The 22,265-nt window shown below is 53.9% G+C and carries 25 protein-coding genes and 1 tRNA gene; 21 read left to right on the top strand and 5 right to left on the bottom strand.

Translation table 11 applies throughout. The annotated features are described in order from the left end of the window. Positions 1 to 105 precede the first annotated feature (105 nt). The 7 genes from PFER_RS04610 to PFER_RS04580 all read left to right on the top strand — a co-directional run bounded on the left by PFER_RS04610 (position 106) and on the right by PFER_RS04580 (position 6,541). Positions 106 to 1,470, top strand: a complete 1,365-nt coding sequence (locus PFER_RS04610; RefSeq protein ID WP_048149255.1) for an ATP-binding protein — start codon at positions 106 to 108, stop codon at positions 1,468 to 1,470. Between the two features lie 272 nt (positions 1,471 to 1,742). Beyond that, positions 1,743 to 3,338, top strand: a complete 1,596-nt coding sequence (locus PFER_RS04605) for an ATP-binding protein (protein ID WP_245612441.1) — start codon at positions 1,743 to 1,745, stop codon at positions 3,336 to 3,338. 3 nt (positions 3,339 to 3,341) lie between these two features. Beyond that, on the top strand, positions 3,342 to 3,602 hold the full coding sequence (locus PFER_RS04600; RefSeq protein WP_157255088.1) for a hypothetical protein: 261 nt from the start codon (positions 3,342 to 3,344) through the stop codon (positions 3,600 to 3,602). Positions 3,603 to 3,695: 93 nt separating this feature from the next. Next, the gene (locus PFER_RS04595; protein ID WP_048149251.1) at positions 3,696 to 4,376 is read left to right on the top strand and encodes a hypothetical protein; all 681 of its coding nucleotides are present in this window, start codon (positions 3,696 to 3,698) and stop codon (positions 4,374 to 4,376) included. Between the two features lie 144 nt (positions 4,377 to 4,520). After that, the gene (locus tag PFER_RS04590) at positions 4,521 to 4,934 is read left to right on the top strand and encodes a nucleotidyltransferase domain-containing protein (protein WP_048149249.1); all 414 of its coding nucleotides are present in this window, start codon (positions 4,521 to 4,523) and stop codon (positions 4,932 to 4,934) included. Beyond that, positions 4,903 to 5,307: a DUF86 domain-containing protein gene (locus tag PFER_RS04585; RefSeq protein WP_048149247.1), complete on the top strand. Its 405-nt coding sequence runs from the start codon at positions 4,903 to 4,905 to the stop codon at positions 5,305 to 5,307. The genes PFER_RS04590 and PFER_RS04585 overlap by 32 nt, the downstream gene beginning before the upstream one ends. A gap of 127 nt (positions 5,308 to 5,434) precedes the next feature. Further along, entirely contained in the window at positions 5,435 to 6,541 is a 1,107-nt protein-coding gene (locus tag PFER_RS04580; RefSeq protein WP_048149245.1) for a hypothetical protein, read from the top strand. A gap of 17 nt (positions 6,542 to 6,558) precedes the next feature. Here the strand turns inward: PFER_RS04580 and PFER_RS04575 are convergent, their stop codons facing one another. Next, positions 6,559 to 7,146 carry an RNA ligase partner protein gene (locus PFER_RS04575; RefSeq protein ID WP_048149243.1) on the bottom strand — a complete coding sequence of 196 codons (588 nt, stop codon included), beginning with the start codon at positions 7,144 to 7,146 and terminating at the stop codon, positions 6,559 to 6,561. A gap of 52 nt (positions 7,147 to 7,198) precedes the next feature. Between PFER_RS04575 and PFER_RS04570 the strand changes: the two genes are divergently transcribed. Together PFER_RS04570 and PFER_RS04565 are read left to right on the top strand one after the other, a co-directional pair. Then, positions 7,199 to 8,407, top strand: a complete 1,209-nt coding sequence (locus tag PFER_RS04570; RefSeq protein ID WP_048149241.1) for a hypothetical protein — start codon at positions 7,199 to 7,201, stop codon at positions 8,405 to 8,407. Between the two features lie 53 nt (positions 8,408 to 8,460). Continuing rightward, entirely contained in the window at positions 8,461 to 9,219 is a 759-nt protein-coding gene (locus tag PFER_RS04565; RefSeq protein WP_048149239.1) for a hypothetical protein, read from the top strand. A 118-nt stretch (positions 9,220 to 9,337) separates the two neighbouring features. Here the strand turns inward: PFER_RS04565 and PFER_RS04560 are convergent, their stop codons facing one another. From PFER_RS04560 to PFER_RS04550, 3 genes are read right to left on the bottom strand one after another with little or no spacing between them, the layout of a single operon-like run. Continuing rightward, positions 9,338 to 11,683, bottom strand: a complete 2,346-nt coding sequence (locus tag PFER_RS04560; RefSeq protein ID WP_048149237.1) for a TRAP transporter permease — start codon at positions 11,681 to 11,683, stop codon at positions 9,338 to 9,340. A 1-nt stretch (position 11,684) separates the two neighbouring features. Beyond that, on the bottom strand, positions 11,685 to 12,143 hold the full coding sequence (locus tag PFER_RS04555) for a DUF1850 domain-containing protein (RefSeq protein ID WP_084593912.1): 459 nt from the start codon (positions 12,141 to 12,143) through the stop codon (positions 11,685 to 11,687). A 5-nt stretch (positions 12,144 to 12,148) separates the two neighbouring features. Next, a complete protein-coding gene (locus PFER_RS04550) occupies positions 12,149 to 13,147 on the bottom strand; it encodes a TAXI family TRAP transporter solute-binding subunit (RefSeq protein WP_048149233.1) in 999 nt (332 codons plus the stop codon). A 313-nt stretch (positions 13,148 to 13,460) separates the two neighbouring features. On the opposite strand from PFER_RS04550, the gene PFER_RS04545 reads away from it, so the two are divergent. The 9 genes from PFER_RS04545 to PFER_RS04505 all read left to right on the top strand — a co-directional run bounded on the left by PFER_RS04545 (position 13,461) and on the right by PFER_RS04505 (position 19,658). Next, positions 13,461 to 14,279, top strand: a complete 819-nt coding sequence (locus PFER_RS04545; protein ID WP_048149232.1) for a D-aminoacyl-tRNA deacylase — start codon at positions 13,461 to 13,463, stop codon at positions 14,277 to 14,279. A gap of 73 nt (positions 14,280 to 14,352) precedes the next feature. Beyond that, entirely contained in the window at positions 14,353 to 15,480 is a 1,128-nt protein-coding gene (gene ftsZ / locus PFER_RS04540) for a cell division protein FtsZ (protein ID WP_048149230.1), read from the top strand. 32 nt (positions 15,481 to 15,512) lie between these two features. Next, entirely contained in the window at positions 15,513 to 15,704 is a 192-nt protein-coding gene (locus tag PFER_RS04535) for a protein translocase SEC61 complex subunit gamma (RefSeq protein ID WP_048149228.1), read from the top strand. Positions 15,705 to 15,724: 20 nt separating this feature from the next. Next, a complete protein-coding gene (locus tag PFER_RS04530; protein WP_048149226.1) occupies positions 15,725 to 16,177 on the top strand; it encodes a transcription elongation factor Spt5 in 453 nt (150 codons plus the stop codon). 15 nt (positions 16,178 to 16,192) lie between these two features. Further along, positions 16,193 to 16,681, top strand: coding sequence for a 50S ribosomal protein L11 (locus tag PFER_RS04525; RefSeq protein ID WP_048149224.1), 489 nt, complete (start codon positions 16,193 to 16,195; stop codon positions 16,679 to 16,681). 85 nt (positions 16,682 to 16,766) lie between these two features. Beyond that, entirely contained in the window at positions 16,767 to 17,417 is a 651-nt protein-coding gene (locus PFER_RS04520; RefSeq protein WP_048149223.1) for a 50S ribosomal protein L1, read from the top strand. Positions 17,418 to 17,422: 5 nt separating this feature from the next. Next, the gene (locus PFER_RS04515) at positions 17,423 to 18,448 is read left to right on the top strand and encodes a 50S ribosomal protein L10 (RefSeq protein ID WP_048149221.1); all 1,026 of its coding nucleotides are present in this window, start codon (positions 17,423 to 17,425) and stop codon (positions 18,446 to 18,448) included. Between the two features lie 64 nt (positions 18,449 to 18,512). After that, entirely contained in the window at positions 18,513 to 18,827 is a 315-nt protein-coding gene (gene rpl12p / locus PFER_RS04510; protein ID WP_048149219.1) for a 50S ribosomal protein P1, read from the top strand. A gap of 93 nt (positions 18,828 to 18,920) precedes the next feature. Then, positions 18,921 to 19,658, top strand: coding sequence for a hypothetical protein (locus PFER_RS04505; protein ID WP_157255086.1), 738 nt, complete (start codon positions 18,921 to 18,923; stop codon positions 19,656 to 19,658). On the opposite strand, the gene dcd is transcribed toward PFER_RS04505, so the two are convergent. After that, positions 19,641 to 20,108, bottom strand: coding sequence for a dCTP deaminase (gene dcd / locus PFER_RS04500; protein ID WP_048149214.1), 468 nt, complete (start codon positions 20,106 to 20,108; stop codon positions 19,641 to 19,643). The two genes, PFER_RS04505 and dcd, sit on opposite strands and share 18 nt — an antisense overlap. Positions 20,109 to 20,156: 48 nt before the next feature. Between dcd and PFER_RS04495 the strand changes: the two genes are divergently transcribed. The 3 genes from PFER_RS04495 to PFER_RS04485 all read left to right on the top strand — a co-directional run bounded on the left by PFER_RS04495 (position 20,157) and on the right by PFER_RS04485 (position 22,241). Then, positions 20,157 to 20,232 (top strand) — tRNA-Arg (locus PFER_RS04495). A 447-nt stretch (positions 20,233 to 20,679) separates the two neighbouring features. Further along, positions 20,680 to 20,880, top strand: coding sequence for an archaeal histone HpkA (gene hpkA / locus PFER_RS04490; RefSeq protein WP_048149212.1), 201 nt, complete (start codon positions 20,680 to 20,682; stop codon positions 20,878 to 20,880). Between the two features lie 89 nt (positions 20,881 to 20,969). Continuing rightward, complete coding sequence (locus PFER_RS04485) at positions 20,970 to 22,241, top strand: TIGR04013 family B12-binding domain/radical SAM domain-containing protein (protein ID WP_048149210.1); 1,272 nt, start codon at positions 20,970 to 20,972, stop codon at positions 22,239 to 22,241. Positions 22,242 to 22,265 lie beyond the last annotated feature (24 nt).

Raw genomic sequence — 22,265 nt, 5'->3', positions numbered from 1 at the left:
GAGTTTGGACTGCTCTCTCGCTCTTATGTTTTCCTCACGCTTTTATAACCCCAAACTGGCCGGTGATGCAAAACCTTTAAATAAAATAATCGCGAGTATATACTCATGATTATGCAAAAGTTCGTCAATAGAAAGGAGGAGCTCTCCAGGCTTCGAGAGGCTTTCAAAAGGAACGCCCTGATAATCATCTATGGACGAAGGAGAGTTGGAAAGACCCGTCTCATTGTGGAGGCCGTGAAGGACATCCAGCACATCTACCATCTCTGCAAGGAGGAGGAAGTGAGCGAGACCCTGAAGAGCCTGAGCCTTAAACTGTTCAATATCACTGGGAACGAGAGGTTTGTAAGGCAGCCTCTCTCTTCCTTTGACGAGTTCTTTGAGGTTCTTCCATCGGGTGTGGTTTTAATCTTCGATGAGTTCCAGGTTCTTGCGAGAAACTACCCGAGAATCCTTGGCCTCCTCCAGGAGTACCTCGACTTTAGGGGGGAAAACCCAGTAGTCCTGTGCGGGTCGAGCGTTTCAATGATGGAAGAACTCACCCAGTACGGAAGCCCCATCTACGGGAGAAGGAGCCTGGCCCTGAAGGTTAAACCTCTGTCCTTCTTCCATGTTCGCGAGTTTCTTCCCGGCTACTCCGTTGAAGAGCTCGTTAAGACGTACGCCGTTCTTGACGGCATCCCAGAGTATCTCCTCCATTTTAGCCCTTCGCTCACACCGGAAGAGAACATTCGGAGGGAGTTCTTTGGGAGGGGCTTCCTTTACGGGGAGGCAGAGCTTCTGCTCCGCTACGAGCTCAGGGACTTAAGCACTTACAACACAATCCTTGAGGCCCTGAGTTACGGCCACAGGTCTTTTGGTGAGTTAAGGAACGCAACGGGGATAGACGGTTCTAAACTCCCCCGCTATTTGGGCGTTCTCATCGAGCTCGGCATCGTGAGGAAAGAAGTGCCGGTGACCTTAAAGGGCAAGGAGAAGGGCCGGAGAAGAAACGCGAGGTACTCTATAGGGGACAACTACTTCGCGTTCTACTACTCCTTTGTTTACCCGTTCAAGGACGAGATAGAGACTGGCCTCCTCGATGCCCCCCTCAAAAACTTCGAGGAGGGCTTCAACCGCTACCTCGGCTTTGCCTTTGAGGGGATAGCCAAGCAGTTTCTTTTTGAGCTGAACAGGGAAGGGAAGCTTCCCTTCAGGTTCGCGAAAATCGGCCGCTGGTGGCATAAGGGCGAGGAGATTGGCCTCGTTGCTCTCAACGAGCGTGAGAGGAAGGCGCTCTTCGTCGAGGTCAAGTGGAAGGATTTGAGCGAGAGGGAGGCGAGGGGAATCTTGAAGGACTTGGAGAGGAAGGCCGAGCTCGTAGGGCTGGAGGATTGGGAGAAGCATTACGGATTAGTAGCTAAAAACGTCGAGGAGAAGGAAAAACTTAGAGAAGAGGGCTGGCTTGTCTGGGACTTGGGGGATTTTGAGTAGTTGAGGGAGACCTCTTCAAAAGGGTTTTATGGAATTGAGCAGTAGTAAATAGCAGTGACCTCTAATCGATGCGTTCAGCCTCCGGAGGAGGGACTCCCCGAGGAAGAGGGTTGAGGACTTCGCCGTTCTGCTCACGGAGGGTAGCCTATCCGAGAAGGAAGCTGAGGAGCGGGCTAAAGAGCTGAAGAACTACCTGAAGTCATATCTGAGTGTAGAAGAAGGCCGAGAATTTAGTTGATACCCTACTCCTCCCCTTCAGGGCCAAAAGGTTCATGGAAAGGTACGGGAGCGCTGAGGACTTTCTCTTCGAGTACGCGTACGTGAGGGCTTCCCGCTACCTCCTCGCAGAGGCTTACGTCTTTGAGGCGCTGAAGGATGGGGACTACGATGAGCTACACGACGGCCTCGCCAGAGTCCTCGCGAACGTCCCCGCACTGGAGAGAAGAAAGGCAGCACTCCTAAGTGCCGAGAGGAACAGGGGAGAGCTGAAAGGCCTGAGGGGTGGGAATAAGTTAGGGTACCAAAAACTTAAAATATTGGAACCCTTAATTTCACATATGCTCGACAAAACGCTCGTCAAGAGGTACATCCTCAGCTTCCATGAGAGGGAGTTTGGGAGGATAATCCCGAGGGAGCTGAAGGTCAAAACACTGCCCGGAAAAGCAACGGTCATAATCGGCCCAAGAAGGGCGGGAAAAACCTACTACCTCTTCTCCCTCATTGAAAGTGAGAGCCCTGAAAAGTACCTCTACGTTGACTTTGAGCACCCGGTCTTCCACCCGATGACGCCGAGGGACTTCATAGACGTTCTCGATGCTTACCACGAGCTTTATCCCGAGATAAAACGCCCGGTTATCATGCTCGACGAGGTTCAGGCCGTTCCCGACTGGGAGAGAATCGTCCGCTATCTGCTTGATGAAGGTTACACCGTCTACGTAACGGGTTCATCCTCAAAGCTCCTCTCCCGCGAGGTGGCGACCCATTTGAGGGGCCGGTCCTTAACCTACACCCTCTTCCCCCTCTCTTTCAGGGAGTTCCTCCACTTCAAGGGCCTCAGCTATGAGGGCAGGGACTTCTACAGGGATCACCCAAAAATAATGGGGCTTCTCGATGAGTACCTCCGTTTTGGAGCGTATCCTGAGATAGCTTTGGCGCCTGAAGATGTGAAAGAGCTTATACTGAGGGACTACCTCGACGTCCTCATCAAAAAAGACGTCCTTGAGAGGCACAGGGTTAAAAACGTCTACCTCCTGAATGAGCTCCTCTACTTCTCCCTCCGGAGCTATTCAAAGTACGTCTCCATTGATTCCCTCTACAGGCTCTTTAAAGGCAGGCTGAAGGTAACGAAGAGAACGATAGCCAACTACCTCGCCCACCTTGAGGAGGCCTTCGCCATCTTCCTCGTCAAAAGGTATGAACGCTCCCCTAAGGGCAGGATAGTTGCTCCGAGAAAGCTCTACCTCATAGACACTGGACTGGCAGTTTTTGGAGAAAAAGATCCGGCGAGGGACATGGAGAACGTCGTTTTCCTTGAGCTGCTGCGGAGGCATTCGCCGAATGCCGAGGTTACCCACTGGAAGGACGAGCAGGGGAGGGAGGTGGATTTCGTCGTCTCGGAGAAGGGAGCTAGGGAGCTGATTCAGGTCAGCCTCAGGCTCGACGATGAAAAAACAAGGAAGAGGGAGTTTTTGGCCCTTCTACATGCATCGAAAAGGCTCAAGTGCGATAACCTGAAAATAATAACGCTTGAGGAAGAGGGAACCGAGGAGGTCTCTCTCTACGGCATGAGGGGAAAGATTGAGTTAGTGTCCCTCGCAAAGTGGCTCCTCGGCGGGGAAAGGCTTATCTCTTCCAAAGCCCAACTTTAGAGGGTGGTGGTCTTGTCGCTCTTGCCGCTGACTGGGATGTTCATATTTGGTGGGAAGAAGAAAGAAAAAAAGACCGCTGAGAAGAAAAAGCCGAATCTGCCAGAATCTGTGCAAGTAGCAATAACTCACATGCACGCAAGGGTCAACAAGGGTTTCATAAAACTCCTTAAGGAGGCGGACCCGGATAAGAACGAGGGGCGAATCATGAAGATCCTCGAGGCAGAACCACAGTATTCAGAGGATAATATATATATCCGCCATTAGGGGAAAAAATACCAAAGCAAAGCAGGGTTACTCCTACAGTTCGAGAAAAAACCGCCAAGAGGTCTGAACATCGTCCACGGTTTTCTCTCACTCTTGATAACGCACCATGGTGGGAAGGCGCTGCCCGAGATCGGCCACGCAATAGGAGACGCCATTAACAGGTACTACTTCGGAGGAGAAACTGAGAGAGATATTGCAGACATTAAGAAAAACCCGGAAGAGTTCGCTATGCTTGTCGCAAGAGAACTAAAAGAGAATGGAATAATAACAGATGAGGAGAAGACAAAAAAGGTGATACTACAAGGGCTTCCAACGATCATACGAATCGCCGAGAAGCTGTGGCCGGAAAACCACGACCCCGAACACCTTGAAAAAGCATCCGATGCGCTAAATAAAGGTGTTGAAAACCCACTCCACATCCTCAAGCAAGCGGGCATCGACATCGAGCCGGAGCTGGAGGAGTTCCGTCAGCTCTTGGCGGAGATCAGCGGGAAGAAGGCCCAAAAGCCCCGCCCCTCAAAAGCCCCTATAGAAACTTCCCCAGACCTCTCCAAGGAGGCCTCAAGGCTCCTCGGGATCATCAGCGGGCTCAAGCTTGCCGGTGCCGACGAGAAAGCCCTGAGGAACCTTGAGGAGAAGCTTTGGGGCGAAGTAATGACCCACAGGGACAACTTAACCCTCGCTGGACTATACGCCGTCGTCATCGGCTACCTCCGCGAGGGCGACCTTGATGGCGCTGAAGAGTTCCTTAGGGGGTTTGACATCCAGTTATGAAAAGTGAGAACAGCATTAACTTGCACCCCTGTAAGTTAAAAAGGGTTCCCTTTGAGCTCATGATTGGGAGTTGTCCTGGTTCGGAGGGACTTGAGAGACCAAAAACCCTAAATTCTCTCACTTCTACTAGACTTTGGTGGTTTCATGTTCCTCATTACCCAGCTCCGCAGGGACTTCGAGGAGTTCAGGAACTCCTGCATGGGGATCCTCCTCTACGGCTCGTGGGTTAGAGGGGAACCTACACGGAGGAGCGACGTTGATGTGTGCCTCGTCAAGCCTACGCCAGGAACCTACGAGAGGGTTCTCGAAAAGCTTGGCGGGAAGTACGACGTCAAGGTTTTTGAGGAACTGCCCCTTTACATTCAGATTGAAGTTATCAAGAACCACAGGGTAATCTACGGGGACGAGCTTGAGCTGTCGGAGTACTTCTACCGGTTCAGAAAGCTCTGGAGGGATATGGAGCACCGGATTAAGGAGAATCGGTTCAAAAGCGTTAGGGAGAAAGCCCTTCTGAGGAGGCGTGCCCGTGAGAAGGCAAAGGTACCTGGAAAAGCTTGAGAAGTTCGAGGAGGAGTACGAGTTCATAAAGGGTCACGAGATGAGGGACGAGGTTACGCGGCGGGCACTTCTCTACTCCCTCCAGGTGTGCGTTGACGTGGCGATGGACATCGTGGCAATGCTCACAAAGGACCTCGGAATAACGGTGGAGGATGATTACACCAACATAGCACGGCTGGAGAGGAAAGGGGTTCTAAGCCGTGAGGAGGCATCGCTCTTGAGGAAGTACAACGGCCTCAGGAATGCGATAGTCCACAAATACGACAGGCTCGACCTGAATGCGGTTGAGGACGGCCTGAAGAGAATGGACGAGCTGTACGGGATCGTCCTTAAGCTCGTGGAGGAATACGAAAGGCTTGGGCAGGAATCTTAACTCCGCGGCAGGGGTAATGGAGGGAGAACCGGGAAAAGGTTGCCCTGTGCGGGATTTCCCTGGTAAGGGTGCCGAGACTTCGAAAGGCTTATTTCTTTGTGAGGCCAAAGTTTAAGGGGGTGGAGAAATGCTGCTTGCACACCGTAAAAGAAAGGGATACATCATCGAAAAGGGGCTTTTTGGTAGAGAAAAAAAGATAGAGCAGGAATACTTGTACGAGAAACATCTTGGGCTGACACCACTCGCTGACAACGTCCTGGGAAAGGCATTAGGAGTAGGCACCACACACATACACTTTGTCGGAAAGATTCGTTACGCAAACGTTGTAGAAGGGCACCACGACGCAGCGGGGTACGATGCGTTGGTTGCAATTGGCAAAGAGATTATAAAGAGAGTGACCGGAACACATGCTCCCGTCGAAACGACACTACACATACTACAGAGTTTCGGAAAGGAAAACGACAGAGAATTCGTAAAAGCATTTGATCCAGACGACCCAAAGCTGGAAAATCACCACCAGCACATTCTAGTCTACTACCCAAAATACGAGGACTTTTATAGGAACCACAAAGAAGAGTTTGCAAACCGAGCCACGGAAAGCATAGAAAGGATCATAGGCAGGAAGTTAACATCTGAGGAGCGCCAAAAGCTGAAAAGAGCTTTCGAGCTCGCAGTGGAATATGGCAAAAGATTCCATGTTATGTTCAGAGGCATAGATGAGAACAGGTACCACATGGTAGCGGAATCTGCAAAAGTGCACCGAACGGAGGGTTTTAAAGCAATAGAATACGCTGAAAAAACTCTTGGAGGGGACTTTCTTGAAAAAGTGGGGGACATCATACTCGAACTAAATAAATTGTTCCCGGGGTTCTCAAAGCCAGAGGAGGTTTACGGTGACCGCTGGTACGAATTCCTAAAGAAGAGAGGGATTAGACCAGAGGAGCTTGTTCCCAAACCAGAGAAGCACATCGCCGAGAAATCCACGCCAAATCTCCCCTCCGACGCCCTCCTCGAAGTCCTCTCCATCCTTCAAGCCCTCGAGTTCGCCGACTACTCCGAGAATGCCAAGGAGAAGGCCCTCCAGAAGCTCTCCTCCGCCGTTAAAGAGCTCTCAAGGAAAGACCCCACTCCGGAGAACCTCCTGAAACTCGGCCTCTACGCCTACGCGGCCGAGCTGATAAAGCGGAACGACTTCGAGAAGGTTAGGGAGCTCGAGGCCCTCAAAGCCCCGTGAAGGGGCCCCTAACACTCCTACTCCCCGAGCTTCTCCGCCAGCTCCTCCAGGACGTCCTTGAACTTGGCGGCATCGACCCACTTTATCCCCATCTTCTGGGCCCACGTGAGTATGCCCACGTCCGCCGAGACTATGATGGCGTCGAGCTCCTTCGCTAGAAGTATGAGCTCAAAGTCCTCCTTGCTGTCAACTATGCCCTCGCGCAGTGCCCTCCTGTAGTTCCTCCTCAGTTTCTGGATTATCTTGTCCACGTTGTCGGCCTCTATGACGCTCTCGCGGACGGCCTTCTCCGCCACCCTCAGCCCCTTGTCTATCCTCCTTCTGAGGTCTTCAATGAGCTCGTAGACCACGAAGGCGGGTATCCTTATGTCGTGCACGTTGGGGGACTTTTTGATGATGTACAGCTCGACCTCGGGGGCGACCTCCTCTATGTCAACGAAGTGCATTATCTCCCTGTAAACGCCCGCGGGCACGTAGAACTCTACCTTCCCGAAGAGCTTCTCCGCATAGCTCAGAAAAGTGCGCATGGCCTCCGTGGGGTTCTCGCCAAAGCCCCCCCTCACGTCCGGGTTGACGAAGATGCTCGTGTCGAGGACGAACCTCATTTTCACCACAACATTATTATGCCCCCGGAGTTTAAAACACTTGGGTGATTGAATGAAAGTTGGCGTTGTTTTTGGAGTCAGCGAGATTGCTGACCCTAAGGCGTTTGAAAAGAAGGCCTCTGAGTTCCTCATGAAGCTCGCCGAGGAGTTCGAGATAATGGGCGGTCTCTTCGTCTCAAAGAAAGCGGACTTCAGGGAGCTCAAGGAGGAGGTTGACTTCAACGAGGCTGACGTTCTGCTCCTCTATCCACTCACTGGCGGGACGGAGAACAGCCTCAAGGAGTTCGCCGTCTACAGAAAGCCCGTGATCATCTACGGGGATCCATTCAACAACTCGATAGCGGCGGGAATAGAGCTTAGGGAGTTCTTCAGGGAGCGTCTCCTTCCGGCCACCCTTGTGAACACCTTTGAGGAGCTTAGGGCCGCTATCCTCGGCTACGAGGACATGGGCGAGCTCTTTGAGAAGTTCCTCAAGATGAGGCTCGGGCTCATCGGGAGAACCTCCCCATGGCTCATTAACGAGCGCTTTGAGCTCCCCTACGTTCACATAAGCCTCAAGAAGTTCTACGAGTACTACGAGGCCGTCACGGACGCTGAAGGGTGGAAGGCCGTGGAGGGAGTGGTGGCAAGGGCCAGGGCCATAAAGGAGCCCAACAGGGAGGAGCTTACCAAGGCCGGGAAGGTCTACGTGGCCCTGAAGAGGATCATCGGGGATTACCACCTTGACGGCTTCACCATAGGTTGCTTCGACCTCATAGGGAAGATAAATACCACTCCATGCCTTGCCCTGGCAATGTTCAACGCGGAGGGAATCCCGGCCGCGTGTGAGGGCGAGCTAAACGCGCTCCTCGGCATGATGATAGCGAGGCGCTTTTTCAACAAGCCGGCGTTCATGGCCAACATAGCGGACTACGGGGACAACTACGTGCTCATAGCCCACTGCACGGCACCGCTCATCTCGGGCTACGTCCTTAGAACCCACTTCGAGAGTGGGACGGGTGTGGGCGTAGCGGTTGAGCTTCCAAAGGGGAAGGCGAGCCTCCTAAAGATAAGGGGCAGGAAAGCAGTGGTGGCCGGCGTTGAGGTCGCTGGCATAGAAAAGAGCGAGCACAGGTGCAGGACGCAGGTGAAGCTCCGCATAGAGGAGGCGAGGGATTTCATAGACGGCACTATCGGGAACCACCACCTGCTGATCTACGCGGACAGCGAGGAGCTGGCTGATCTGTTGAGCGAGCTCGGGTTCGAGGTTATGCTATACTGACTTTGAAATTTTTGCTATTCTATTTTTCTACATAAAAATCCAGGGGTGATATGATGGTTTTCAGGGTTATCCGTGAGGGTGTGCCTTTCAAGATCAATCTAAACGTGGATGACTACGTGCCCACGGCGCTGGTAGTTGGGAACGAACTCCTCGGCGGCTGGTGTGAAAACTACCAAATAAAGGGAGACGATTGCCACCTCCCCAGCCTTGTTGCAGGACTGGTGGACGTTTCCCTCTACTTTCTGAAAAAAATTGCCGAGGTAACGAATGGACCAATGAAGGAAGATTACCTCACAATCATCTCCAGCGCCCTCGCACCAAAGGGGCCCGAATACAAGGACGAGGCTATGTACTGGCATGAGGTCATGATGACCCTTGGGGTAGAGATTGGAGAGGGTGTTCTCACCCACTACGTCGAAGACCTCGGATTCTACTATTCGAGGGCGCTCTTCCTCCTGAGAAAGTCGCAGTCTTCGGACGATTATGACGTCACGATTGTTTTCAAAAGTTGGGGCACTGAAAACTGTCCGGAGTGGATTAAAAAACGCAAGGAAGACGAAATCGTTAGAGTTACGATAACCCTCAGGGAGTTCGTCACGGATGTAATTCAGCTTGCAGAGGAGTACTTAGAGATGTTGGAAGCGAGAAGGGAGTACCTGAACAGGAAAATACTCGTAAACACTAAACTTTCAGAGAAACTCTCACCGGAGGACGAGCAAACGGTGCTCCAGGAGAGAATAAGCGCAATTGGACTTGAATTGTATGCACTCAAAGAGCTTTTTAGGAGACTTTATCAAACAAACATGACTTAAGCGGTTTGAGGATTGTGATTATTTGCAAGGCCTTAAAAAAGAGAAGATGCAGGCGTATTTTAAGGGGAGGTTGGGCATAGTTCCTAAATGGGAGTTACAATAAATTAAAGACAGAGGCTCAGGCCTCACCCTTCTTCCTTCCGAGGAACTTTATGCCGAGCACCGCGACGAGCCCCAGCCCAACCGGAATCGGGTTCAAAGTGGCTGAAGCGAGTCCTATGATGGCCAGAACTGCCCTGAACTCCTTTCTTATGGGTATCTCGAACCATCCCGTGAGGCTTATCGCCAGGATGTACATCACGAGGAGCGTTGCCCCGAAGTCGTAGATAACTGTCAACGCTATCCTCGCGCTCCACTCCTGAACCGTTATGATGAACATTTCCGGGTGGGTGAAGTAGATGTAGGGGCCTATGTATCCCGCGAGGGCGTACTTCACCGCGTTCATTGCCGTCTTCCAGAAATCGCCGCCCGCTAAAGCCGAACCGGCGTAGCTGGCCAGCGCAACGGGTGGCGTGACGTCCGCCAGGATTCCAAAGTAGAACACGAAGAAGTGAGCGGCCAGCAGCGCTATTGGTGTTCCAAAGCCCGGAACGGGGGAGCTGTAGGGCTGTAATCCAAGAACGGCGTTGTAAATTGCCGGCGCAGCAACGAGGGAGGTTATGATGTAGTTGGCCGTCGTTGGAACGCCCATTCCAAGGATTAGGCTGAAGACCATCGTCAGGAGCAGGAGGAGCCACAGGTTTCCCGCGGTGAGGTCAACTAGGCGATAGCCGAGGCTCGTGACGAGGCCCGTCATTGTGAGGACGCCCTGTATGAGGCCCGCGCTCGCCGCCGCCAGCATGACGCTCGTGCTCGTCTTTCCAGCATCTATCATGGACTGGTACGTTGCCTCGTACATCTTCTTCCCGCCCTCGCTCTTGGAGACGTAGCCGACGATGAGCGAGAAGACTATGCCCATGACACCGCTCATGAGGAGTATCTGCTCCTTCGACATGCCGAGGTACTTCGTGAGGGCCACGAAGAGCATGAAGAGCAGGCTGATGTAGAGCTTCTCGTTGAACTCGACCATGTCTGTAACGAACGCCATCCCCGCGAGGGCCAGGGAGAGGAGCACCATCGCGCCGGCGACGGGGGCTGCTATTGACTTCCCCGTGAACATCAGGAGTGTTGTGAGGAGAACCACGCCAACGTATAGCCCCTCGTGTCCCTTTATCTCATCCTTTGCAATCCATGCCACCCATATGGCTATTCCCAGGGAGGATATGGCCGAGATGTGCGGCGGGATTCCCCAGACGAGCGCCACCGTGATGACGGCTATGGGAAGTAGGATGTAGAGCTTCCTCACGAAGTAGCTCAGCGGGGCGAAGTGCTCGGAGGGCATTCCTTTGAGGCCGAGCCTCTTGGTTTCGAGGTCTATGAAGAGGTAAACGCCGGAGTAGTACACGAGGGCTGGAATCACCGCCGCTATGATGAGCTTGTTGTAGGGCACCCCGAGGAACTCCGCCATGATGAAGGCAGCAGCGCCCATAATTGGCGGCATGAGCTGGCCACCCGTTGATGCTACCGGCTCAACCGCTCCCGCTATCTCCGGTGGATAGCCAGCTTTCTTCATGAGGGGAATTGTGAACGTTCCGGTTGTGAGGACGTTGGCGACGCTCGAGCCGCTGACGGTTCCCATTAAACCGCTTGAAACCACTGCTGACTTTGCCGGGCCGCCGGGCCGCTTTCCGAAGAGCGTTATCATGAACTCCGTTATGTAGTCGCTTATGCCGATCTTCAGCAGGAAGGCGCCGAAGAACACGAAGGCAAAGACGTATATCGTCATGACGAAGAACGGGATTCCGAAGATTCCCTCGTCGAAGTAGAGCTGCTGCGTAAAGCGGACCCAGTTGAAGCCTATGTTCTGAATGCCGTAGATGAGGAATATCGTCACGACAAGCGGGAGAACCCAGCCAAGGACCCTGCGCGTTGCCTCAAGGACGAGGATTATAGCGAGCACTCCAAAGACAACGTCAAGCGTGTAGACCTCCGCAAACTCCGCGTAGCGCTGGTAGACGGCGAAGAGGTAGAGCGACGAGATGACTCCGAGGGCCGCCAGTATGTAGTCGTAGAACGGCACTTTCCTTAGTTCCTCCTCCCTCTTGCGGAACGGGTAGAGTAGGTACGTTATCAGGAGGATCATGGCAAGGACGAAGGCTTCTCCCTGCTTAGTCTGGAGGGTCGTTTTCAGGAAGCCTATCTTGAGGCCCATCCTCGCGAACATGTCGTAGAGTGTGTAGTTGAAGTTGAAGATGAACAGTATTTCGTATATGCCTATGAGTATAGCTGCGATCTTTATCAGCGTCTCCAGCTTCGGTGTGAGAGTCCTCGTCTTTTCCAGGACGACCTCAATTTTTTCCTCCTCGATCTCCTTCAGCTCCTCCAGCTCTTCCAATCCTTTCGGTTCATTATCAATATCGGGCATTTCAGCACCTCCCTACGAGTGTTTCGAAAAGTGGGCATCTTTTAACCCTAAACCTCATGAGAGTCTCCTCTTTAGGGGCGAAGATCGTCTCGCCATTAACCTTTATTTCAGCCCTGTTTAAGGGAATGAACCAGAAGTCCAAACTCTTTCCCAGGGGGATGTTTATCTTCTTAACGTAAAATCCGTCCTCCATGTACTGGATGTCCTCCGGCAGTCCTGCCCCGAAGTCCTTCCACCACATCTCCTTGGCGTAGAGGCCGCTGGAGTTTGCCTCAAGCACCTCCCTTATCTCGCTCCTCTCGACGCTGTGTATGTAGTCTATCTCCACCCTCACATCCCCCAGGCGGTACACACGAGATGAGTGCCCATCGCTTACAACGAGGGCATGAACTGGAATCAGTAGGGGTAACACCAACAAAAATGCAAAAAGAAGGGGAAGAGGTCTCCTCAACGACCTCACCCGGTTCACGGCTTAAGCTCGTCCGGGATGCTAATGCCCTTCTCCTCATAGTATTTGATGGCTCCGGGGTGGAGCGGAATGCTCATACCGTCGAGGGCCGTGTCAAGGCTGATGTACTTGGTCTTGGCGTGAACCTGGTGGAGCTCATCGAGGCTGGCCGGGTCAAAGAGTATCTTTGTCATCTGGTAAACGACGTCATCCGGGAGGTCGGCGCTGACTGCGAGCATTGCCTTAACGGCTATGGTGGGGGTGTCCTCCTCCATGCCGTTGTAGGTGTCCTTCGGGAGAACCTGCCTGACGTAGAATATGTAACCCTGATCCTTGAGCTTGGCGAGAACGTCGTCCGGTATCGGAATAACTCTAACGGGGGTCTGGACGGCTATCTGGTTGACGGCGGGGGTCGGTGCGCCCGAAACTATAACCGCAACGTCCACCTGTCCGAGCTTGAGGCTCTGGGCGGCCTCACTGAACTTCTGGTTGACCTTCTCAATGCTGTCCCAGACGCCAGCTGCCTTAAGAACCTGCTCGGCAGCAACCGCGGTACCACTTCCGGCGGCGCCTATGGCGACCTTCTTACCTGCGAAGTCTTGGAGGGTCTTAATGTCGCTATCGGCCCTCACAACAAACTGGACCGTCTCGGGGTAGAGGGCAGCAACGCCGCGTATGTTTGAAATCTTGCTTCCCTCGAACATGTAAAGGCCGTGGTACGCATAGTACGCAACGTCGTTCTGGAGGATGGCCGCCTGGGCGGTGCCGTCTCCTATTGCTTTCGCGTTTGAAACGCTAGCACCGCTCGTCACGGCCTTGGCCTTAACACCGTTCTTGTTGAGCAGTTCGGCGTACTTGGAGCCTGTGGGGAAGTAAACACCGCTCGTACCACCGGTGTAGATAGTTATCTCTACCGTAGCCTGAGTGCTGCTCTGGGTGCCCCCCTGCTGGGTACAGCCCGCGGCCACAACTGCCAGAGCCAACACCAGCATCAAACCAATTGCCTTCCACTTCATACACTACCATCTCCTTTTTATTCTTGGAACAACTAAACAGGACATTACAGTAAAATCCTGTGCGCGTGCACGGTTATATACTTTATGGTTGTAAACTTTTACAGGGCCGTAAAACACGATTTTTTCGGAAGGTGTGACTGCCGTTCTAAAATTTTTGGGCGTTTAGTGGAGTTTTGTAGTTTTAGTGCCATAAAAGTGCCGATGGTAATAACGTCTATCTGGGACATGTCTTTACATTTGACAAGGTAACGCCATGGGCCCTGGAGGGCAACCTTTTTATCCTACCCCCCTTCAGGGCACAGAGGGATGAACGATGAAGGTAGTTATGACGACGAAAGTTGATGTTGCCTCAATGAACATATTAGAAAAGCTGGTTGAGGGCTTTGGTTTTAGGGTAGGGGAGAGAACCTTCGACGGCAACCCGGTTTATGAGGGGAAGGACACGCTCATCCTAACGACGAACGATGAGATGATATACTACGACAATCTGGACGATGCGATAAGGAAGCAGCTCAACCTGGAGCCAGAGCTCATAGTCTTCGCCTCGAGACACTCGAGCAAGCAGAAACTGCCCGCGCTAACGACCCACGTGACGGGCAACTGGGGGGAGGCGGTTTACGGGGGGAAGGACGCATCTCTGGCCATAGCCGAGCCGAAGGCCATGAAACTCGCCCTTACAACGCTAAACGAGCTCAACGACCTTGGGTGGACGGTGTGCTACGAAGCAACGCACCACGGCCCGAGTGAACTCAACGTGCCGAGCCTCTTCATGGAAATAGGCTCGAGCGAGGAGGAGTGGCGAAACGATAGGGCGGGAGAAATCCTGGCGGAAAGCATAATCCGGGTACTCGATAGCTATAAAAAGGTTGACGCTAAAGTTGCCATCGGCGTGGGCGGCGGCCATTACGCACCAAAGCAGACAAAGATGGCCATCGAGAGCGATCTGGCGTTCTCGCATATAGTCCCAAAGTACGCCCACCCGGTACCACGCGAAATGTTGATAAAAGCCATTGAGCGGACGAACGGCGCGGTTGAGGCTATATACGTGGACTGGAAGGGAAGTAAAGGCGAGACACGACAGATGGCAAGGGAACTCGCGAGGGAGCTTGGGATGGAATTTATCAAGGATTAGCTAAAGTTTATATATTGCTTTGAAACAAAGGTTATCAGATTTTAGTCGAAGGTTCCCGTGGAGGGTGAAGAAAATGTTGAAGCTGGTTGAAGGTGTAATCGAAAGGACATCCGAGGAAGCGAAAGCCTCCGAGACCAAGGTTCCGGCGGTTACCAATTCGGACATTGATGAGGAGCTTAAGAGGATACTCGAACAGACTCAGGCTAAGATATACGTTGTTGGTGTTGGTGGGGCCGGATGCAACACCATAAACCGCATGATGGAGGTTGGCGTTGAGGGCGCCAAGATCATAGCTGTAAACACCGATGCTCAGGACCTCCTCAAGGTTAAGTCTCACAGGAAGATACTCATTGGAAAGGAGATAACCCGCGGCCTCGGTGCCGGAAACAACCCGAAAATCGGTGAGGAGGCTGCCAAGGAGAGCGAGAGAGATATAAGGGACGCCCTTGAAGGGGCGGACATGGTGTTCATCACCTGCGGTCTCGGTGGCGGAACCGGAACCGGTGCGGCCCCGGTTGTTGCCGAGCTCGCCAAGAAAATGGGCGCACTTACGGTCTCGATAGTCACCCTCCCCTTCACGGTTGAGGGCATCAGAAGGATCAAGAACGCCGAGTACGGCCTCGAGAGGCTCAGGAAGAACAGCGACACCGTCATAGTCATACCCAACGACAAGCTCATGGAGGTTGCCCCGAACCTGCCCATACACCTCGCCTTCAAGGTCGCCGATGAGATACTCGTCCAGGCAGTGAAGGGAATAACGGAGCTCATCACCAAGCCCGGTCTCGTCAACCTCGACTTCAACGACGTTAAGGCGGTCATGAAGGACGGCGGAATAGCCATGATAGGTATTGGCGAGAGCGACAGCGAGAAGAGAGCGCAGGAGGCCGCTATACAGGCCCTCAACAGCCCGCTCCTCGACGTTGACATCAGCGGCGCCAAGGGTGCCCTCATAAGCATAAGCGGAAGCGACGTCAAGCTCGAGGAGGCCCAGCAGATTATAGAGCAGGTCACCAGCAAGCTCGACCCGGAGGCCCAGATGATATGGGGAATCCAGCTTGACCCCGAGCTCAGCAAGACCATAAGGGTTATGATCGTCATAAGCGGCGTCAGCTCTCCCTACGCCGTGGCCGAGGAGAAGGTATCTCCCTTCGAGGAGGAGGGTGAGAGGAGGCCTATAAAGCTCGACATAGAGGAGCTTTGATTTTCCATTACACTTTATTTGGGGTGAGTAGTATGGCAGAGAGCTACACGGAAAAGCTTAAAAACTTCCTGAAGGAGTGCAAAAGGGTTTTACTGGTTACAAAAAAGCCCAGCTCCAAGGAGTTTAAGATGGCCGCAAAGATAACCGGCCTTGGAATGCTGCTGATAGGCTTTATTGGAATGCTAATCAAAATCGCCGGTGCCCTGATAACGGGAACCGGTTGAAAATTAACGGGTGATACGGGATGGGCAAGATATTTGCAGTGAGGGTCACCGTTGGCCAGGAGGAGAACGTGGCAAACCTGCTCTACAGCAAGGCCAAGACGTACAACATCCCTGTTTACGCCATACTGGCCCCCAGCAAGGTGAAGGGGTACATATTCGTTGAGGCCGCTGAGAAGGGTGCCGTGGACGAGGCCATAAGCGGGATAAGGCACGCAAAGGGAACGCTCCCGCAGGAGATAAAGTTCACGGAGATAGAGCACTTCCTCGAGGAGAGGCCCAGCGTCAGCGGCTTCGAGCCTGGCGACATCGTCGAGTTAATCGCCGGCCCGTTCAAGGGCGAGAAAGCAAAGGTCGTCAGGGTGGACGAAGGAAAGGACGAGATCGTGGTCGAGCTCGTTGGGGCCATCGTTCCAATTCCCGTTACCGTAAAGGGCGAATACGTTAGACTTATAAGCAAGCGGTCGAACCAATAGCCAGAGGTGAGGTAAATGGCACAGGTAGTTGAAGTGCTCGTTGAGGGAGGTAAGGCTACTCCAGGTCCTCCTCTCGGACCGGCCATAGGTCCATTAGGCTTAAACGTCATGCAGGTCGTTCAGAAGATCAACGAGGCCACCAAGGAGTTCGCGGGAATGCAGGTTCCTGTCAAGGTCATAGTCACCGACCCCAAGAAGAAGACCTTCGAGATCGAGGTCGGAATCCCACCGGTGAGCCAGCTCATCAAGAAGGAGCTCGGCCTTGCCAAGGGTTCCGACGCCCCAAGGAACAACATAGTCGGCGACCTGCCCATCGAGAGGGCCATAGCCATAGCCAAGATGAAGATAGACCAGATGCTCGCGGACGACCTCAAGGCGGCCACCAAGGAGGTCATAGGAACCGCCCTCAGCATGGGCGTTACAGTGGACGGCAAGGACCCGAGGCAGGTTCAGAAGGAGATTGACGAAGGCCTCTACGATGAGGTTTTCGCCAAGGAGGAGTGAAGGGAAAAGTTTAAAAATCTCCTCTTTTTACGTGCATTTTGATTTTCGCCTGAGATTAAATCTAAAAAGAATGGAGGTCTAGGACATGGCCTTTGAAAGGCAAAAGCTCGTGGAAGCGGTGAAGGAGGCAAAGGCCCGGGCTAAGCCGCGCAACTTCACACAGACCGTCGAGATGGCAGTAAACCTCAGGGATATTGATTTGAAGAAGCCTGAGAACAGGTTCAAACTTGAGGTTTTACTGCCCCACGGTAGAGGTAAGGAAGTTAATATCGCGGTCATCGCTGATGGCGCGGTAGCCGAGGCGGCTAAGAAGCTCGGGCTTGATGTGATTAGTGGTGAGGATTTGGAGAAGCTCAAGGAGAGCCCAAGGGAAGCCAGGAAGCTCGCGAAGAAGTACGACTTCTTCATGGCGGCAGCTCCGCTGATGCCGAAGATCGGTAGGTACCTCGGTAGGTACCTCGGTCCAAGGAACAAGATGCCGCAGGTCGTTCCACCGACCATGACCAACCTCGAACCCATAGTCAACAGGCTCAAGAAGACCGTCAGGGTACAGCTCAAGAACAACCCCGTTGTCCACGCACCTATCGGAACCGAGGACATGGAGGACGAGAAGCTGGCTGAAAACGCTGAGGCAGTGCTCCATGCCATACTCAACAAGCTGGAGCGCGGCGAGAACCAAGTGAAGTCAGTGTACATCAAGACCACCATGGGCCCGGCTGTAAAGGTGGAGAGGTGAGGTAGATGGCCCACGTAGCTGAGTGGAAGAAGAAGGAAGTTGAAGAGCTCGTCAACCTCATCAAGAGCTACCCAGTGATAGCACTGGTCAACATAGCGGACGTGCCGGCCTACCCGCTCTCCAAGATGAGAGAGACCATAAGGGAGCAGGGTGGAATCCTCAGGGTCTCGAGGAACACCCTCATAGAGCTCGCGCTCAAGAGGGCGGCGGAAGAGCTCGGTGAGAAGGGCCTTGAGGAGCTCGCCTCAAGGATCGAAGGCGGTGCGGGAATACTCGCCACCAACATGAACCCCTTCAAGCTCTACAAGTTCCTTCAGGAGAGCAAGAAGCCTGCCCCGGCCAAGCCGGGTGTTGCCGTTAACAAGGAGGTTGTCATTCCCGCGGGTCCGACGTCACTCGCTCCCGGTCCCGTCGTGGGTGAGATGCAGGCCCTTGGAATTCCCGCGAGAATCGAGAAGGGTAAGGTCAGCATTCAGAAGGACTACACCGTCCTCAAGCCCGGTGACGTCATCACCCCCCAGCTGGCGAACATACTCAACAAGCTCGGCATAGAGCCCCTCGAGGTTGGCCTTGAACTCCTGGCCGCCTACGAGGAGGGCTTTGTGTACGGGCCGGACGTGCTTGCCATAGACGAGGAGACCTACATCTCAATGCTCCAGCAGGCTTACATGCACGCCTTCAACCTGTCAGTCAACGTCGCCTACCCGACCGCACAGACCATCGAGGCAATAATCCAGAAGGCATTCATGGGAGCGAAGAACGTTGCCGTCGAGGCCGGCTACGTTACGAAGGAAACCGCTGGCGACATACTTGGCAGGGCGTTCAGGGTTGCGCTGCTCATAGCGGGTGAGCTCCCGGAGGAGCTCCTCGACGAGAAGACCAAAGAGCTTTTAAACCAACAGGCGCAAGTAGCTGTTGCCGCAGCGCCTCAGCCTCAGGAAGAGAAGGTTGAGGAGGCTGAAGAAGAGGAGGAAGAAGAGGAGGCCTCTGAGGAGGAGGCCCTTGCCGGACTGGGAGCCCTGTTCGGCTGAACCCCTTTCAATTTCCCTCGTATCGTGAATAAGTAAAAAATGAAGATGATTGGAGGTGCGAAAAATGGAGTACGTGTATGCTGCTTTGTTATTACACGCCGCTGGTAAGGAGATAAACGAGGAGAGCATCAAGGCCATACTCCAGGCTGCCGGTGTTGAGGTCGACGAGGCCAGGATAAAGGCCCTCGTTGCTGCCCTCGAGGGCGTCAACATCGAGGAGGTCATCGAGAAGGCCGCCATGCCCGTGGCCGTTGCCGCGGCCCCGGCTGCCGCTCCTGCCGCCGCTGCCGAGGAGGCTCCGGCGGAGGAGGAAGAGGAAGAAGAGGAAGAGGAGAAGGAGGAAGAGGCTCTCGCCGGTCTCGGCGCCCTCTTCGGCTGAACCCCTTTCCTTTCCCGCCTTCGGGCGGGTTCCCAAAACTTTTCTTTGGTCACAACGAAAGGTTTATGTTCACTGTAGTACCATTTGTTTCCGATGCCTATGGAGGTTCCCCCACCGGACATCGAGAAAAGGGGCAGGGGTATTGACGATTACCTCTCCGAGGGACTGGACACGATAATCTCCAACCCCCGGCTTATCATACCATTCGTCCCGGGGGTTCTGGCGAGCTTCCTCTACGGCCTCTACATCCTAAAGGTGCTGCTCCAGGGGGGTTCCCTCCTCAACCCCTCGCCCGATGCACTTGCATTCTTTACCACCAGGCAGTTCTGGGTTATGACTGCGGCGGTTGCCTCGCTGGTGATCGTCTCCACGCTCTCCGGAATGATAAGCGTGGCTAACTTTGTCATGAGCGGCGAGCTCGACCTTTGGATTGGCCTGAAGAAGCTGCCCCGGACGCTCCTGACCTACGCGGTTCTTGTGGCGGTTCTCACGCTTTTCTATCTCCCGCTGGGGGCGTTCAAAAACGTCGTGATAATACTGGGCCTGGTGCTGATAGCGACCGTCCTGTTCATACCTCCCCTCTTCCTCGCTCCCGCGCTTCTGCTCGAGAAGTCCTTTCCGCTTCCCGAGCTCTTGGCCGTTTATAGGGAGAGCTTTGGAAAGAGCCTCGTGCTTGGGATCCTCTACACCCTGGCTACCTCGGCGGCCAGCTCCCTGATACCCGTGGTCGGTTCCTTCCTCAACTACCTCGTGCTGGTGCCGATGTTCACTGCCTCCTATTCCCTTCTCTACAGGGACTTAAAGAAAGAAAAGTCAGCGCTTGCGCTTTGATAGTGCCAGGCGCTGGCTCCCCTGGTAGCTTCCACGGTAGGGCTTGCTCGAGGGGCCTTCGAGGCGGTGGAAGGCAATCTGGACAAATCTCTCACCGTACTCCAGAACAACCTCTTCCTCCGAGGAGTTGAAGAGCGCAAGTGTGAGGTTCCCATCCCATCCCGGGTCAACCCACGCGAAGCTCCCGAGCAGCCCCTCGCGTGCGAAGGTGCTCCTGAGCCTCATGTCCCCCATGACGTCATCCGGGAGCTTGACCCTCTCCAGCGTCAGGACGAGGGCGTGCCCCTTGGGTGGAATGACTATCCGCCCTTCCTCCTCAACATTGACGAAGCTGCCGTTTACCATCGCTTCCCTCCCAACGCGGAGGTCGTATCCTGCTGGCTGAAGTGAACGCTCGTTGAACGGCTCAATTAGTATCTCCTTCCTTATCTTCCAGTCCGGGAGCATCATTTCAACCACCGCAACCTTTATGAGAAAACCCGTTATAACACTTTTTGCGGGCCCGTGGCCCAGGGGATACGGCACCGGCCTTCGGAGCCGGGTTGCCCGGGTTCGAATCCCGGCGGGCCCGCCACAACGTCTCCAACTATTGTGGGATCCTGTGAACTATCCGTTAAATGCTCTTTTTTGCTTCGCTTACGTGCCCTCTTTTACCTCCAGCAGGGCTGTTAGTGCCCGGTTTTTGCGGTTGTCCAGGGGTGTTCTTTGGGTGTTTCTCTATGGAAACCTTTCGTTCATGTCCCTGCCTTCTGGTGATGGCGAAGGCAATATACCGGGGTCAGTGGTTTCCCGATAGTCATATTTGGGCATTCATCTGGGGGAGCCCTCCTATTGCCCAGCACTTTTTATAAAAGGCCCCCACTGATTTAGGACCCGACATGCTTTTTTGGATTTTATGCCCATAATATCTCCACCCCCTCCTGCGCCATTGGGGCCCTAAAATGGCTCCATTTACCAAAAAGCTTATATACCTTGAATGCCCTAAATAGGAATGAAAAACTTTGTATGGAGGTGTTAGGGTATGGAGCTTCCCATAGCCCCGATTGACAGGCTTATAAGGAAGGCTGGTGCCGAGAGGGTCAGCGAGGATGCCGCCAAGGTCCTCGCCGAGTACCTCGAGGACTACGCTATGGAGGTTGCCGGCAAGGCCATCGCCTTCGCCAGGCACGCCGGCAGGAAGACCGTCAAGGCCGAGGACATTAAGCTCGCCATCAAGGCCTGAAGGCCTTTCCTTTTCTTCCTGCTTTTTGGAGACAGCTTTTCTCACATACTCCTGTAAGGTTTTTAAGACGTCATGCATCACTTCACACCATGCCCGAGATAGCAGTTAGGATGACAAAGCGCAACCACAACGCTTTTGTGCATCTCCTTGGAGCCCTCGAGAGCCAGGGCTTTGACCTCGGTGAGCTTCTAATAACGAAGGACTTCCGCGAGATTCTGGAGGCAAAACCAAAGCTCGTTCTCTACTCCTTCTTTACGGAGGAGATATGGGGCCCTTTGAGGGATGAAATCAAGCTCCTGAAGGAGAGGGGGGCGCTTCTCATCGCCGGCGGCTACCACGCCATAGCGATGCCCAAACACACCCTTGGGATGGGGTTTGATATAGCGGTTGTGGGCGAGGGGGAGGAGGTTATTTACACCCTCCTCACGACGCTCAAGAAGACAGGCTACAAACTCACAAAGGAGCTGGCCGGCATCAGGGGGCTCGCCTTCTACCTCGGTGGAGAGTTCGTCTTCACAGGCTTCGCGAAGGTCGAGGACTTCTGGCGCTTTCCACCCTACCCCGAGAGCGTTCGTCTTATCTCGCCGATAGAGATAACAAGAGGCTGTCCCTTCGGCTGCTACTACTGCCAGACCCCATATATCAAGGGCTTCCGCATGAGGCACAGGCCCATAGGCCAGATAGCGAAGTACTCGCGCAGAATGAGGGACATGCGCTACATCACCCCCAACGCCTTCGCCTACGGCAGTCCCGGCGCGATACTGAAACTCAACAAGCTTGAGGCCTTACTCAAAGCCCTCCAACCTCTCAGAAAAGAAGGCAGAAGGCTATTCTACGGCACATTCCCGAGCGAGGTTCGCCCGGAGTTCGTTCTCCCGGAGACGCTTGAGCTCCTAATAGACTACGCCGACAACAGGCGCTTGGCAATAGGCGCCCAGAGCGGCGACGATGCCATTCTCAAAGCGATGCACCGGCTTCACAGGGTGGAGCACGTGCAGAGGGCGGTAGAGTACATGCTTGAGTACGGCTTCGAGCCGGTGGTTGACTTCATAGTGGGCCTTCCCAACGAGACTCCCGAGAGCCAGGGGAGGAGCATAGAGTTAATGAAATGGATAATGAATAAGGGTGGAAAGGTTAGGGCTCACTACTTCATGCCGCTCCCCGGGACTCCATGGGCGCGCTGTAAACCGAGTCCACTGAGTGATGAGATGAAGAAGTTCCTGGGCAGGATGTCGGCGAAGGGTAAGATTGAGGGCTCGTGGGGAACGCAAATTGAACTATCGAGAAGGCTCCAGAGGCTTATAGAGGAGTTCTACGAAGTTCCGATGAGCCACACCGGTGGGGTCAGGGAGGTCTGCTGAGCCCAACCTTTTTAAACCAACCTC

The organism is Palaeococcus ferrophilus DSM 13482 (assembly GCF_000966265.1).
Taxonomy (GTDB): domain Archaea; phylum Methanobacteriota_B; class Thermococci; order Thermococcales; family Thermococcaceae; genus Palaeococcus; species Palaeococcus ferrophilus.
This window is presented reverse-complemented; position numbering and strand designations above follow the sequence as displayed.

Bases quoted from the DNA above. Each gene is read 5' to 3' on its own strand.
- PFER_RS04520 (WP_048149223.1), top strand. From the start codon at position 16,767: ATGGCCTTTGAAAGGCAAAAGCTCGTGGAAGCGGTGAAGGAGGCAAAG.
- PFER_RS04515 (WP_048149221.1), top strand. From the start codon at position 17,423: ATGGCCCACGTAGCTGAGTGGAAGAAGAAGGAAGTTGAAGAGCTCGTC.
- PFER_RS04535 (WP_048149228.1), top strand. From the start codon at position 15,513: ATGGCAGAGAGCTACACGGAAAAGCTTAAAAACTTCCTGAAGGAGTGC.
- PFER_RS04545 (WP_048149232.1), top strand. From the start codon at position 13,461: ATGAAGGTAGTTATGACGACGAAAGTTGATGTTGCCTCAATGAACATA.
- PFER_RS04565 (WP_048149239.1), top strand. From the start codon at position 8,461: ATGGTTTTCAGGGTTATCCGTGAGGGTGTGCCTTTCAAGATCAATCTA.
- PFER_RS04570 (WP_048149241.1), top strand. From the start codon at position 7,199: ATGAAAGTTGGCGTTGTTTTTGGAGTCAGCGAGATTGCTGACCCTAAG.
- hpkA (WP_048149212.1), top strand. From the start codon at position 20,680: ATGGAGCTTCCCATAGCCCCGATTGACAGGCTTATAAGGAAGGCTGGT.
- PFER_RS04605 (WP_245612441.1), top strand. From the start codon at position 1,743: ATGGAAAGGTACGGGAGCGCTGAGGACTTTCTCTTCGAGTACGCGTAC.
- PFER_RS04590 (WP_048149249.1), top strand. From the start codon at position 4,521: ATGTTCCTCATTACCCAGCTCCGCAGGGACTTCGAGGAGTTCAGGAAC.
- PFER_RS04560 (WP_048149237.1), bottom strand. From the start codon at position 11,683: ATGCCCGATATTGATAATGAACCGAAAGGATTGGAAGAGCTGGAGGAG.
- PFER_RS04525 (WP_048149224.1), top strand. From the start codon at position 16,193: ATGGCACAGGTAGTTGAAGTGCTCGTTGAGGGAGGTAAGGCTACTCCA.
- PFER_RS04575 (WP_048149243.1), bottom strand. From the start codon at position 7,146: ATGAGGTTCGTCCTCGACACGAGCATCTTCGTCAACCCGGACGTGAGG.
- PFER_RS04610 (WP_048149255.1), top strand. From the start codon at position 106: ATGATTATGCAAAAGTTCGTCAATAGAAAGGAGGAGCTCTCCAGGCTT.
- PFER_RS04580 (WP_048149245.1), top strand. From the start codon at position 5,435: ATGCTGCTTGCACACCGTAAAAGAAAGGGATACATCATCGAAAAGGGG.
- ftsZ (WP_048149230.1), top strand. From the start codon at position 14,353: ATGTTGAAGCTGGTTGAAGGTGTAATCGAAAGGACATCCGAGGAAGCG.
- PFER_RS04485 (WP_048149210.1), top strand. From the start codon at position 20,970: ATGCCCGAGATAGCAGTTAGGATGACAAAGCGCAACCACAACGCTTTT.
- PFER_RS04505 (WP_157255086.1), top strand. From the start codon at position 18,921: ATGCCTATGGAGGTTCCCCCACCGGACATCGAGAAAAGGGGCAGGGGT.
- PFER_RS04550 (WP_048149233.1), bottom strand. From the start codon at position 13,147: ATGAAGTGGAAGGCAATTGGTTTGATGCTGGTGTTGGCTCTGGCAGTT.
- dcd (WP_048149214.1), bottom strand. From the start codon at position 20,108: ATGATGCTCCCGGACTGGAAGATAAGGAAGGAGATACTAATTGAGCCG.
- rpl12p (WP_048149219.1), top strand. From the start codon at position 18,513: ATGGAGTACGTGTATGCTGCTTTGTTATTACACGCCGCTGGTAAGGAG.
- PFER_RS04530 (WP_048149226.1), top strand. From the start codon at position 15,725: ATGGGCAAGATATTTGCAGTGAGGGTCACCGTTGGCCAGGAGGAGAAC.